Source organism: Microcella sp., from assembly GCF_051860105.1.
Lineage (GTDB): Bacteria > Actinomycetota > Actinomycetes > Actinomycetales > Microbacteriaceae > Microcella.
Map to the genome: position 1 here is coordinate 3289 of NZ_JBHYEO010000036.1, position 12683 is coordinate 15971.

General features: G+C 70.4%; 13 protein-coding genes. 10 read left to right on the forward strand and 3 right to left on the reverse strand.

Annotation, left to right across the window (positions count from 1 at the left end; all coding sequences use genetic code 11):
- On the forward strand, positions 1-1127 hold a 1127-nt coding region (locus ACTIE9_RS12720; RefSeq protein WP_439565937.1), incomplete at its 5' end, for a DUF222 domain-containing protein.
- Positions 1128-1394: 267 nt separating this feature from the next.
- Here the strand turns inward: ACTIE9_RS12720 and ACTIE9_RS12725 are convergent.
- Positions 1395-2537 (reverse strand): 5-(carboxyamino)imidazole ribonucleotide synthase, encoded by a 1143-nt coding sequence (locus tag ACTIE9_RS12725; RefSeq protein ID WP_439565948.1) that lies wholly within the window; start codon positions 2535-2537, stop codon positions 1395-1397.
- Positions 2538-2581: 44 nt separating this feature from the next.
- Between ACTIE9_RS12725 and ACTIE9_RS12730 the strand changes: the two genes are divergently transcribed.
- Complete coding sequence (locus ACTIE9_RS12730; RefSeq protein ID WP_439565938.1) at positions 2582-3019, forward strand: GtrA family protein; 438 nt, start codon at positions 2582-2584, stop codon at positions 3017-3019.
- A 64-nt stretch (positions 3020-3083) separates the two neighbouring features.
- Here ACTIE9_RS12730 and ACTIE9_RS12735 read toward each other — a convergent pair whose 3' ends face one another.
- Complete coding sequence (locus tag ACTIE9_RS12735) at positions 3084-3620, reverse strand: PH domain-containing protein (protein ID WP_439565939.1); 537 nt, start codon at positions 3618-3620, stop codon at positions 3084-3086.
- 3 nt (positions 3621-3623) lie between these two features.
- Entirely contained in the window at positions 3624-4520 is an 897-nt protein-coding gene (locus tag ACTIE9_RS12740; RefSeq protein WP_439565940.1) for a biotin--[acetyl-CoA-carboxylase] ligase, read from the reverse strand.
- Between the two features lie 224 nt (positions 4521-4744).
- Between ACTIE9_RS12740 and ACTIE9_RS12745 the strand changes: the two genes are divergently transcribed.
- The 8 genes from ACTIE9_RS12745 to ACTIE9_RS12780 all read left to right on the forward strand — a co-directional run bounded on the left by ACTIE9_RS12745 (position 4745) and on the right by ACTIE9_RS12780 (position 12201).
- On the forward strand, positions 4745-5809 hold the full coding sequence (locus ACTIE9_RS12745; RefSeq protein WP_439565941.1) for a nucleoside hydrolase: 1065 nt from the start codon (positions 4745-4747) through the stop codon (positions 5807-5809).
- A gap of 65 nt (positions 5810-5874) precedes the next feature.
- Positions 5875-6717: an ECF transporter S component gene (locus ACTIE9_RS12750; protein ID WP_439565942.1), complete on the forward strand. Its 843-nt coding sequence runs from the start codon at positions 5875-5877 to the stop codon at positions 6715-6717.
- Between the two features lie 101 nt (positions 6718-6818).
- Positions 6819-7598, forward strand: coding sequence for an energy-coupling factor transporter transmembrane component T family protein (locus ACTIE9_RS12755; RefSeq protein WP_439565943.1), 780 nt, complete (start codon positions 6819-6821; stop codon positions 7596-7598).
- Positions 7595-8446, forward strand: a complete 852-nt coding sequence (locus ACTIE9_RS12760; protein ID WP_439565944.1) for an energy-coupling factor ABC transporter ATP-binding protein — start codon at positions 7595-7597, stop codon at positions 8444-8446. The genes ACTIE9_RS12755 and ACTIE9_RS12760 overlap by 4 nt, the downstream gene beginning before the upstream one ends.
- A complete protein-coding gene (locus tag ACTIE9_RS12765) occupies positions 8443-9327 on the forward strand; it encodes an energy-coupling factor ABC transporter ATP-binding protein (protein ID WP_439565945.1) in 885 nt (294 codons plus the stop codon). The genes ACTIE9_RS12760 and ACTIE9_RS12765 overlap by 4 nt, the downstream gene beginning before the upstream one ends.
- A complete protein-coding gene (locus ACTIE9_RS12770; protein ID WP_439565946.1) occupies positions 9327-10250 on the forward strand; it encodes an EamA family transporter in 924 nt (307 codons plus the stop codon). Before ACTIE9_RS12765 ends, ACTIE9_RS12770 begins: the two co-directional genes overlap by 1 nt.
- A 110-nt stretch (positions 10251-10360) precedes the next feature.
- The gene (locus tag ACTIE9_RS12775; RefSeq protein ID WP_439565949.1) at positions 10361-11953 is read left to right on the forward strand and encodes an acyl-CoA carboxylase subunit beta; all 1593 of its coding nucleotides are present in this window, start codon (positions 10361-10363) and stop codon (positions 11951-11953) included.
- A complete protein-coding gene (locus ACTIE9_RS12780) occupies positions 11950-12201 on the forward strand; it encodes an acyl-CoA carboxylase subunit epsilon (RefSeq protein WP_439565947.1) in 252 nt (83 codons plus the stop codon). Before ACTIE9_RS12775 ends, ACTIE9_RS12780 begins: the two co-directional genes overlap by 4 nt.
- Positions 12202-12683 lie beyond the last annotated feature (482 nt).

A 12683-nucleotide genomic window follows, 5' to 3' on the forward strand; every position in this document is an offset into this window, starting at 1 on the left:
GGCTGCCGGGTTCGGGGCTGCCGGGTTCGGGGCTGCCGGGTTCGGGGCTGCCGGGTTCGGGGCTGCCGGGGTGGGCGCGCGCGCTCATCGCGCCTGTCTCGCGAGGCGAGCTCTCGACGGCCGGTCTCGAGGCGATCCGCTCCGGGCTGGGCGACGTGAGCGAGACGGTCGGTGCCGACGCGCTCGCCTCGGCCGTGGCGGCGCTCATCGCCGACAGCGGAGAGCTCGATGTCGACCGTCTCTTCCGTCGGGCCCGGCACCTGCGCGACGACCTCGATGTGGCCGGCATCGCCGACCGCGAGCGAGGGCGACGTGACGCACGATCGTTGCGGGTGTTCCGCACGAGCGACGGCATGACCCGAGCCACCTGGGTGCTCGATCCAGAGTCCGCGGCCGTCGTCACCGACCTCTACGACCGCGCCACCTCGCCGCGCCGAGGCGGCCCGACCTTCCTCTCCCCCCACGATGCCGAGCTCGTCGAGCGCATGCGCGCCAACGACCGCACGCCCGAGCAGTACGCCTCCGACACGTTCCTCGACCTGCTGCGCGCCGGCGCCGATGCCGACTCCCGCGCTCTGCTCTCGAGCGGCGCCCCCTCGATCCGAGTGGTCGTGACCGCGAGCGACCTGCGCGCGGGCACCGGCAGCGCGCACGTCGAGGGTCAGCCCGACCCGATCTCGCTACCGACCGCCCAGCGTCTGATCTGCGCGGGCACGCAGGCGCCGGTGCTGCTCGCCTCGACCGGCCAGCCGCTCGACGTCGGCCGCTCGCACCGACTGTTCACCGCACGTCAGCGGGTCGCCCTCGCCGTGCGTGACGGGGGCTGCCGCTGGGTGGGGTGCGAACGGCCCCCCTCCTGGTGCGAAGCGCACCACATCGAACCGTGGAGCAGCCGCAACGGCCGCACCGATGTCGCCGACGGGGTGCTGCTGTGCCGCCATCATCACCTGCTCGTGCACAACAACGGCTGGCAGGTCGAACGACATCGGCGACCCGACGGAGTCGACGATTACCGGGCGATCCCGCCCGCGTCGATCGACCCGCGGCGCCAACCGATCGCGATGCCCCGTCACTCCGAGCCGCTGCGGCGAGCGCTGCCCGCGGCACGGCACCGTTCCGTGGCGTGAGCGCTCGCTCGGCGCGCGAGGCAGGGCGGGCGAGGGGGCGAGGCGGGCGGGCCGGCGAGGCGGCGAGGGGGCGAGGCGGGCGGGCCGGCGGGCCGGCGGGGCGGCGGGGCGAGGAGGCGAGGCGAGCGGGCCGGTCTCGAGAATGCGCGGCGGGAAGGCCGTGGCGGTCGACGACGCGAGACAGCCGGGCCGACCAGCCGGGCCAGCCAGCCGGGCCAGCCAGCCGGGCCAGCCAGCCGGGCGTGAGAGGGCGCCGCCGCGCAGAGGCTAGTCGCTGTCGAAGTGGCTGGCCGCGGCGCGCGCGCGGTAGACCACGTCGTCGAGCTCGTCGCCGATTGCCGTCACGTGCCCGGCCTTGCGGCCCGCCCGCGGCCCCTTGCCGTAGGCGTGCACCTTGGCGCTCGGCTGGTGCCCGAGCGCCGCCGCGATCTGCACATCGGGAAGGCTGCCGAAAACGTTGATCATCACGCCCCAGGGGGCGATCGCCGTCGTGTCACCGAGCGGCCAGTCGAGCACCGCCCGCAGATGCTGCTCGAACTGGCTCGTCACCGAGCCGTCGATCGTGACATGACCGCTGTTGTGCGGGCGCATCGCGAGCTCGTTCACCAGCACGCGCCCGTCGGTCGCCGCGAACAGCTCCACCGCGAGCACGCCCGTCACCCCGAGTCCGTGCGCCACCGCCGTCGCGATCTCCGCCGCCGCGCGTTCGACGGCATCGGTCGTCTGCGGCGCCGGAGCGAACACCTCGGCGCAGACACCGCCGCGCTGCACGGTCTCGACGAGCGGCCACAGCCGGGCATCGCCACTCGGTCGACGCGCGATCAACTGCGCCAGCTCGCGCTCGAAGCGCACGAGCTCCTCCACGAGCACCGGGCCGTCGGCGAGCCAGTCGTCGGCCGCGTGCGCATCGTCGACCACGCGCACACCCTTGCCGTCGTAGCCGCCGCGCGGCGTCTTCACCACGGCGCGACCGCCGTGGTCAGCGAGGAATCCGGCCAGGTCATCGGCAGACTCCACCCGCGCCCAGTCGGGCTGCGGCACACCGAGGCCGGCGAGACGCTCGCGCATCATGAGCTTGTCCTGGGCGTAGAGCAGGGCATCCGGCCCCGGGCGCACCGCCACGCCCTCCGCGACCATCGCGCGCAGCACCTCCTGGGGCACGTGCTCGTGATCGAACGTGATGACGTCGCAGTCGGCTGCGAAGGCCAGCACCGTCGCTGTGTCGCGATAGTCGCCGACCGCCGTCGCCGCGAGCCGCGCCGACGAGTCGGGTGCCTCAGCCAGCACGCGCAGCTCGATACCGAGCGCCACCGCCGCCGGAATCATCATGCGCGCGAGCTGACCCCCACCGATCACACCGACGACGGCCATGGATGCTCCCTCACTAGACTGCGGACGACTCGCTTCTATTCTGGCCGACCGCGACCGCGACGGCCTCCGCCCGACGAGGACCGATGCGCACACTGCTCCCCCAGCTCGCCCGCTTCGGCACGGTCGGGCTCGTCGGGCTCGTCGTCGACGTGGCGCTCTTCAACCTGCTGCGAGTCACCGTGCTCGACCCCGATCTCATCGCCGAGGGCCCCATCATCGCGAAAGTCATCTCGACCTCGGTGGCCATCGCCGTGAACTGGGTCGGAAGCCGCTACTGGACGTTCCGGCTCGAACGCCGCCGGCCCGCGGCGCGCGAGGCGCTCGAGTTCGCGATCGTCAGCGTGGGCGGGCTGCTCATCGCCGTCGCGTGCCTGGTCGTCTCGCGATACGTGCTCGGGTTCACGAGCCTGCTCGCCGACAACATCGCCACGAACGTGGTCGGGCTCGCACTCGGCAGCGCGTTCCGGTTCGTCATGTACCGGGCGTGGGTGTTCCACCCGCGGCGCATCGTGCAGCCGTAGGGGCGCAACAGCACCGGTGCCGTGCGGGTGTGCGACGTTCCGTCGGGCGCCGGCACGGGCCGCCCTAGCGACCGCTGCGCGAGCGACGCAGGGCCGGGTCGGTCGTCTCGACCGGGCGGCGCGCCGTCGCGATCGACGTCGTGCTCGTCTCCATCACGTCGCCGAGCGCACGCTGCACGAGGTCGGCGCGCGGCACGTCACGCAGCACGATCGGGCGATCGAGGCCCGTGTTGATGAGCACGTCTCCCGAGCGGAACATCGACTGCAATCCAGACTGCCGCACCGCGACGTCGTAGCTGCGGCTCAGCAGCACCTCCTGCCGCGTGCGCACGAGGAGCCCGCGCCGCAGCACGACCCGCCGCGTCGTGATGAGGTATTGCGTGCTGAGCCAGCGCAGCAGCGGCAGCACCCACAGCAGCCCGATGACGACGAGCCCGCCGAGCAGCACCGCGAGGCTCGGCCACAGCTCGTCGAGCACGAACGCGCCGAACGAGACGCCCCCCGCGATCACTACCAGCGCGATCGAGGGCAGCACGAGCGCTCGCGCATGCGGGCGCAGGCGGGCGATCGCCCGCTCCGGCACGCGGTTCTCGCCCGTCATGCCCTATTCATACCGCAGATGCGTCACGTCTCCCGCCGCCACGGCGATGAGGCCGCCGACCGGATCAGCGGGCCGCACGAGCAGCCGCCCGTCGTCATCGAGGGCGTCGGCCGTTCCGAGCAGCGCGGGAAGCCCCGGTCGGTCGACCCGCACCGCCCTGCCGAGAGTCTGCAGCTCGGGCTCGACGACGGCACGCAGCGCGGCCGGGTCGGTCACAGCGCGCCACTCGGAGACGAGGGCGAGCAGTTCGCGCAGGTACGCGGCGAGCGCGCGATCGGCGAGCGCAGCATCCCTCGGCACTCCCTGCAGGGCGAGGGATGTCGCGGTCGGCACGGGCAGCTCGTCGCGCGTCATCGACAGGTTGAGCCCCGCGCCGATCACGACCCCAGCCGGCGTCAGCTCGGTGAGGATGCCGCTGAGCTTGAGCGGGCCGCCCGCCCCGCCGTCGACGAGCACGTCGTTGGGCCACTTCACCCCGGCCGACGCCACGCCGAGCGTGCGCACCGCGCGCGCCATGGCCACGCCGGCGACGAGCGGCAGCCAGCCGAGTCGACGCGGATCGGGGCCACTTGGTCGCCCGGCCGCGGCGAGCGCCGCGCCGTGGTGCGCAGGAGAATCCGTTTCCGCGCCGTGGTGAACCGGGTCCTGCCCCACACCCCGGTATCCCGTCGAATCCGATACCCCGTCATGCCGCACGAGCACCGAGACGGCGAGCGCCTTTCCCGGCGGTGCCGACCACACGCGGTCGAGTCGGCCTCGGCCCGCCGTCTGCTCGGCGGTCGCGAGCACCGACAGGTCGGGCAGCTCGTCCGCCCGCGCGACGAGCTCGGTATTGGTCGACGAGCAGCTCTCGCGCCAGTCGAGGTCGGGGCTCACGGCTCGGCTCAGCGGCAGCAGCATGCTCGCCAGCATACGAGGGCGCGTCATTGGACACGACCGCCGACCCGGCGCTATGTTTACCGGCATCGGGGCTCGGCCCCGCTCTTCATCGGAATGGAGCCGTCTCCTTGACTGGATAGGTCGACGCACTGCGCCCACCGCGCAGCGTGTTCGACCCGCCCCTCGTGACCCCCTGGTCCCCGTTCGGCCGCACTCGTGGCCGAACGCTGTGAGAGTTAGGCACTATGTCAGAGACCACCCCCCGCATCCCGCTCATCGTCGACGTCGATACCGGCATCGACGACTCCCTCGCCCTGCTCTACCTGCTCGCGAGCCCCGAGGCAGAGATCCTCGCGATCACGTGCACCGCCGGCAACGTGCCCGCCCGGCAGGTCGCGATCAATAATCTCGCCTGGCTCGAGCTGTGCGGTGCTGGCGACATCGAGGTCGCCCTCGGTAGCGAGGTACCTGTGCTTGCTCCGCTCATGACCACCGAAGAGACCCACGGGCCGCAGGGCATCGGCTACGCGGAGCTGCCAGCACCGACCCGATCGATCAGCGAGCGGCACGCGACGCAGGTCTGGATTGACGCGGTGCGCACGGCCCCCGGCCAGGTCATCGGTCTCGTCACCGGGCCACTCACGAACCTCGCCCTCGCTCTGCGCATCGAGCCCGAGCTGCCCCGCTTGCTCAAGCGGCTCGTGATCATGGGCGGCAGCTTCCACCACTCCGGCAACACCACGCCGGTGAGCGAGTGGAACATCGCCGTCGACCCCGAGAGCGCCAAGATGGTGTTCGACGCCTTCAGCGGGCTGCCCGACGATCGGGCACCGATCGTGTGCGCCCTCGACGTGACGGAGCGCATCGAGATGCGGCCCGAGCACTTGCAGCGCATCGCCGCCGCCATTGGGGATGAGGATGCCGCACTAAGCCCCGACACCCCCTTCGGTTCGCGGTCGCAGGCCCGCAATCCGGTGCTCAGGCACCTCACCGACGCGGTGCGGTTCTACTTCGAGTTCCATGTAACCCATGATCAGGGGTGGCTCGCCCACATGCACGACCCCTTCGCGGCCGCCGTCGCGCTGCACCCCGAGATCGTGACGCTGCGGCCGGCGACGGTCGATGTCGAGCTCGGCGGCACACTCAGCCGGGGTCAGACGATCGCCGACTACGCCGGGCTCTGGGGCCGTGAGCCCAATGCAGCCGTCGTCGTCGACACCGATCCCGCCGCGTTCTTCGACCACCTCATCGATCGCGTCTCCGCTCTCGCGGTGCGCGTCGAGGAGGCGGCGGGGGGTGGGTCGCACTGACGCCCGACCCCCCGTCCACCCCGCGGCTCAGTGCCGCACCCGCAAACGAGTGCAAGGAGGCATTCATGAGTGGTTCCAACCCTTCGGTCGATCCGCACAGGAATCGAAACCGCGTTTTCATCGCCCTCGGGGCGCTGGTGATCGTGGCGACGTACCTGTACCTGGTGCTCGCGCGCCCCGACGAGGTCGCCAACCTGGTCGAGGGCGGGGAGCTCGGCGGCGCGCCGCTGATCGCCCTCGCCGGCTACCTGGTCGGTGCCGCCCTTATCGCGGTCGGCGCGATTCACCGGCTTCCGACGACGACACTGACGCTCATCCCGATCGCGATCGTGATCAATATCGCGGTGGGTCAGCTCACGGCCGCCCTCGGTCTGCCGCTCTACCTCGACTCGATCGGGACGGTGCTCGTCGGTGTGCTCGCCGGGCCTGCCGCCGGTGCGGTCACTGGCGCGCTGACGAACGTCATTTGGGGCCTCACGATCGGCCCCATCGCGCTGCCGTTCGCGGTCACGGCAGTCGTCATTGGCGTCATGGCCGGGTACGCGGCACGACTGGGCATGTTCCGGCGCTTCTACCTGGCTCCGGTGGCGGGCTTCGTGACAGGCATCGTCGCAGCGCTCGTCTCGGCCCCGATCGCCGCCTTCATCTTCGGCGGCGCGACGGGTGCCGGCACCGGTGCACTGGTTGCGATGTTCCAGTCGTTCGGCAACACCTTGCTCGCGTCGACGACGCTGCAAGGCCTGCTGAGTGATCCGCTCGACAAGCTCATCTCGTTCACGATCGTGGTCATCATCCTGTTCGCCCTGCCGAGTCGGCTGCGCGGGCGGTTCCCGTTCGTGCGCCAGTACAACGTTTTCGGCTCGACTGCTCCCGTGGCACTGGCCGAACCCGCGGCTCCGAAGGCCTAACCGACCGCGGGCCGCACCGCGGCCCGCATGCGGTTCCGCGCGGGAGACCGATCTTTCCCGCGCGGAGCCGCGCCCCCCGCTCCGAATTGCAGGAAGCCTCGATGACCGCTTCGCTCTACCTCGACCGCCCAAGCCCGGTGCACCGACTCAATCCGGTGACCAAGCTCGTGATCCTGCTCGCCATCATCGTCATCGTGTTCGCGGTGCCCCAGTGGTGGGTGCCGGCGGGCATCGTGCTATTCGTCATCGTTCCGGCCGCGCTGCTCGCCCGCGTGGGGCGCCGGCTGCTCACCCTCTTCGTCGTGCTGCTGCTGCCACTGCTCCTCGTACTCGTCATCGTGCAGGGGTTCTTCTTCCCCGGCGCCGCGACCGTGCTGTGGGAGTGGGGGCCGGCGCGCCTCAGCGTCGAGGGGCTGCTGTTCGCCCTCACGACCGGGTCGCGCCTGAGCGCCCTCGTGCTCGGCTCCCTTGTCTTCGTGCTCACGGCGCATCCTGCCCGACTCATGACCTCGCTCACTCAATCGGGAATGAGCCCCAAGATCGCCTATGTCATCAGCGCGAGTCTGCAGATCATTCCGGCGTTCCAGGAGCGTGCGCGCAGCATCCTGCTCGCCCAGCAGGCCCGCGGCCTCGCGATCACCGGCAGCCCGGTGCGGCGGATGCGCGCCCTCCTGCCGTTGCTCGGGCCCCTCATCCTGGGCATGATCACCGATGTCGATGAACGGTCGACCGCGATGGAAGCACGCGCCTTCGGCGCAACCGCCCGGCCGACAAGCCTCGCTCTCGTCGACGACCCGGCTGCCGAGCGCATCACACGCTGGCTGGTCGCCGCCGGTGCCGCCGCTGTAGTGGTGCTCGTCATCGCGGGGGTGATCGCGTGATCGAGTTGCGCGACGTGAGCTTCGCGTACGAAGACGCCCCGGCGTTCACCCTCGCCCACCTCGACCTCGACATCGCCGAGGGCAGCATCATGGGAATCGTCGGTGCATCCGGTAGTGGCAAGACCACGCTCGCGAAGATCATCGCCGGCTTCATCCCTGCGACCGAGGGCGGCACCTTCCGGGGCACTGCGAGCATCGCCGGGCGCGTGCTGGCGGAGGGCACTCTCGCCGAGGCGGTCGACGTCGTCGGCCTCGTCACGCAGAACCCCTTCAACCAGATCTCGGGGGCGCGATTCACGGTGCGCGAAGAGCTCGCCTTCGGTCTCGAGAACCGCTCAGTCGAGCGGGCCGCCATGATCGAGCGGGTGGATGCCGTCGCCGAGACCCTGAGGCTGGGACACCTGCTCGACCGCTCGCCGTACGCCCTGTCGGGCGGGCAGATGCAGCTCGTCGCCATCGCATCGATGGTGGTCATGGCGCCACCCGTGCTCGTCATGGATGAACCGACGTCGCAGCTCGATCCGGTCGGCACACGGATGGTGTACAACGTGCTCGGCTCGCTCGCCGAAGCGGGTACGACGGTCGTGATCGTCGAGCACAAGGTCGAGTTGTTGCGCGAGCACTGCGATGCCGTCGCGGTGCTCGCCGGCGGCCGCATCGTTCTGGCCGGCCCCCCCGACACGGTCTTCGCCGACGATCGGATGCGCGACTGGGGCGTCGGCCCGACGCGCGTGACCCTCGCCGCACGCGAAGCCCGCGACCGCGGCCTGCTCGCCCCCGATGCCGCGTTGCCGGTGGGCGTGCTCGATGCCGTGACACTCTTCGCCGACGATGGGAGCAACCGATGAGCCGCAGCACCCGGGACGCGGCCGCGGTGCCGCCCGGCGACGACGACGACGACGATCTGACGATCCGCATCCAGGCTCTGCGCCACACCTATGCGAGCGGTGTCGAAGCGGTCGCCGGGGTCGACCTCGACATACCGCCGGGGCAGAAGCTCGCGATCGTCGGCCAGAACGGCGCCGGCAAGACGACGCTCGTGCGCCACCTCAACGGAATGGTGCGACCCACGGCGGGCTCCGTGCGCATTGGCGACTGGAGCACCGCGGAGAAGTCGATCGCCGAGCTCTCGCACCGCGTCGGCTACGTGTTTCAGAACCCCGACGAACAGATCTTTGCGCGCACCGTCGCGGCCGATGTTGCGTTCGGGCCGAAGAACCTCGGCTTCGACGAGCACCGCACTGCCGACTCCGTCGCGGCCGCCCTCGAGGCGGTGGGCCTCGCACACGAGGCCGGGGCGCATCCGCACCACCTCTCGCTGAGCGAGCGCAAACGGGTCGCGATCGCCGCCGTGCTCGCCATGCAGACGCCCATCGTCGTGCTCGATGAGCCGACGACCGGTCAGGACGATGCCGGAGTACGGCTAATCAGCACGATCATCGAACGGCTCACCGCGGCGGGCACGACGGTCATCGCGATCACGCACGACATGGATTTCTGCGTCGAGAACTTCGACCGGGTCGTCGTCATGACGCGCGGCACCGTGCGCGCCGACGGCCCGGCGCGCGAGGTCTTCGCCCGGGAGGATGCCCTCGAGCATGCCGCGGTCGAGCCGCCCCAGCTGATCCGGCTCGCGACAGCCCTCGGCTGGGGAGAGACCCCCACCGACCCCGTGTCCTTCGTCGATGCCCTTGAGCGCCATCGGCGCGGTTCGTCAGGCGGGCGCTGATGCCCGGGCTCACCTGGCTCGCGCTCGTCGCGAGCGGCCTGCTGGGCGTGACCGACTTCCTTGGCGGAGTGCTCTCCCGCCGCATCCCGCTCATCGTCGTGTTGCTCGGCTCGCAGCTTGTGGCCGCGCTCGCCGTCAGCACCCGGTTGATCACCGAGCCCTTTGACGCGGCCGACGGCAACGCCGTGCTGTGGGGTGTAATCGGGGGGCTCGGCACCGCCGTCGGAGTCTCGGCGCTCTTCCGCGCCCTCGCGATCGGCACGATGGGAGTCGTCGCGCCCATCACCTCGCTCGCCGTCGTCGTGCCGGTCGTCGTCGGCATCGCGTCGGGCGACCCTGTGACGGGCGTCTTGGCGCTCGGACTCATGATCGCCGTGATCGGCACCGTGCTCGCGAGTGGGCCGGAGGTGCGCTCGCGCGAGGGAGGCGACGAGCGGCACCGTCAGCGCGTGCTCTCGATCGTGCTCGCCTTCACCGCCGCCGCGGGCTTCGGTGTCGCCAACGTCTCGGTCGCCCTCGGCAGCGTCACGAGCATCACGACGACGCTCGTGACGAACACAGGCGTCGTGCTCAGCCTGTACATGGTCGCGTTCTCGATCTGGGTGCACGTGCGGTTGCGCGGAGCCGCCGCACGCTGGCACGCCGGTCGGCCGGTGTCACCGGCACTGCTACCCCACCCGATCCGGCCGAGCGACGCGGTGGGCATCGTCGCGATCGGTCTGCTCGGCTACGTCGCCAACGTCTGCTTCGCGCTCGCGAGCCTCGACGGCGCGCTCAGTGTGGTCGGCGTGCTGGCCTCGCTCTACCCGGTCGTCACGGCGCTGCTCGGCTGGCGCATACTCGGCGAGCGTCTGTTGCGGGTGCAGGTGCTCGGCGTTGGTGCTGTGTTCGTCGGGGTCGCGCTCATCGCCGCAACCGCCTGAACGCCGCTTCCAGGGCATCTCGCACACACATCGTGCGGCGACGTTTTGTGGCTGATCACCAAGCCCACGCGGCGGGGGGTGGTCGATAGGCTGACACGGTGACCGACTCCATGAGCGCGCCCGCCCCCGACCTCTCGACGACCGCCGGCAAGATCGCCGACCTCAAGATCCGCTACCACGAGGCCGTGACCGCGAGCGGCGAGGCGGCGATCGAGAAGCAGCACGCCAAGGGCAAGATGACCGCGCGCGAGCGCATCGACACCCTGCTCGACCACGGCAGCTTCGTCGAGATCGACGAGTTCGTGCGCCACCGCACCCACGCCTTCGGCATGGACGCCAAGCGCCCCTACGGCGATGCCGTCGTCACCGGCACCGGCACCGTCCACGGTCGCCAGGTCGCCGTCTACAGCCAAGACTTCACGATCTTCGGCGGCTCGCTCGGCGAGGTCGCGGGCGAGAAGATCATCAAGGTCATGGAGCTCGCGCTCAAGACAGGCGTGCCCATCATCGGCATCCTCGACTCCGGCGGTGCGCGCATCCAGGAGGGCGTCGTCGCCCTCGGCAAGTACGGCGAGATCTTCCGGCGCAACACGGCCGCGAGCGGCGTGATCCCCCAGATCTCGATCATCTGCGGGCCGGCGGCCGGCGGCGCCGTCTACTCGCCCGCGCTCACCGACTTCGTCATCATGGTCGACAAGACGAGCCAGATGTTCGTCACCGGCCCCGACGTGATCAAGACGGTGACGGGCGAAGACGTCGGCATGGAGGAGCTCGGTGGTGCGCTCACCCACAACCGCACCTCGGGCGTCTCGCACTACCTCGCGAGCGACGAGAACGACGCCTTCGACTACGCACGGTCGCTGCTGAGCTACCTGCCCGACAACAATCTCGCCGACCTGCCGCAGTACGAAGCCTCGGCCGAGCTCGAGATCACCGACAGCGACCGCCGACTGAACACGATGATCCCCGACAGCCCCAACCAGCCCTACGACGTCATCGACATCATCGATCACGTCGTCGACGAGGGTTCGTTCCTCGAGGTGCAGCCGCTGTTCGCCCCGAACATCGTTATCGGCTTCGCGCGCGTGGAGGGCCGCAGCGTCGGCGTCATCGCCAACCAGCCGAACGCCATGGCCGGCACCCTGAACATCGACGCGGGCGAGAAGGCGAGCCGCTTCGTGCGGTTCTGCGATGCCTTCTCGATCCCCATCCTCACCCTCGTCGACGTGCCCGGCTACCTTCCGGGCACCGATCAGGAGTGGACGGGCGTGATCCGCCGCGGCGCGAAGCTGCTCTACGCCTACGCCGAGGCGACGGTGCCGCTCGTGACCGTCATCACGCGCAAGGCCTACGGCGGTGCCTACATCGTGATGGGCTCGAAGCAGCTCGGCGCCGACATGAACCTGGCGTGGCCCACGGCCGAGATCGCCGTGATGGGCGGGCAGGGTGCGGTGAACATCCTGTACCGCGACCAGATCAAGGCCGCCGAAGCCGCGGGAGAGGATGTCGCCGCGGTGCGCACGCGGCTCGCGAACGAGTACACCTACAACGTCGCGAGCCCGTTCCTCGCCGCCGAGCGCGGCGAGCTCGACGGCATCATCGAGCCGGCCGCGACGCGGGTCGCCATCATCAAGGCGCTGCGGGCGCTCAAGGGCAAGCGCGCGAGCCTTCCGCCCAAGAAGCACGGGAACATCCCGCTGTGAGCACGGCCATCGATCCTGCTCCGGATGCTGCGCCCGCCATGCGCGTCGTGGCGGGCAGCCCGACCGACGTGGAGCTCGCGGCGGCGCACTCGGTCATCATGGCGGTGCTCGCCGAGCAGGCCGCGCGCGGAGCCGAACTGCTCGAGCCTCCCGTCGATCGCTGGCGCCTCGGCGCGCGGGCGATGCGCGGGCCGCTCGCGCCCGGTCCGGGAGCCTGGGCGGCGACGACGGGCATGCGCGGCTGCTGAGCCGCATAGGGCTCCCCTGCGGAGTCCGCTGATCCGGGCGGCCGTGACGACGGAATCCGAAGCAGATCGGTGCTGATTCCGCGGCCGATCGCCGTGCGCGCTCCCAGAATCCCCCCTTTCGGGGGGAATGTACCCTGGAATCCGATCTCCTCCTGGTAAAGAACCCCGGCTTTCCGGGCATCTCGCGCGATCGGGGTACGAAAAATGTCCCCCGTAGTCCCCCAAAATGACGACTGCACGTCGGGGTGCAGTTCGGCAGTTGTCAGGTGATGCTTCTCTGAAGCTCACCACCGATCACCACAGCCGCACGGGTAGCGGTTATGTGATTGGGGGGCGAGGTAGATCAACATTCGGGTTGTGGGTCTACCTCGATACGTTACGAAGGGCCGGAGCTGGGTACTCCGGCCCTTCGATCGTTAACGCCCGACTAGCTGTAGTGCCCAGGGACGTTGTTTGATCTGGACGTCCTGACATGGCGAGAA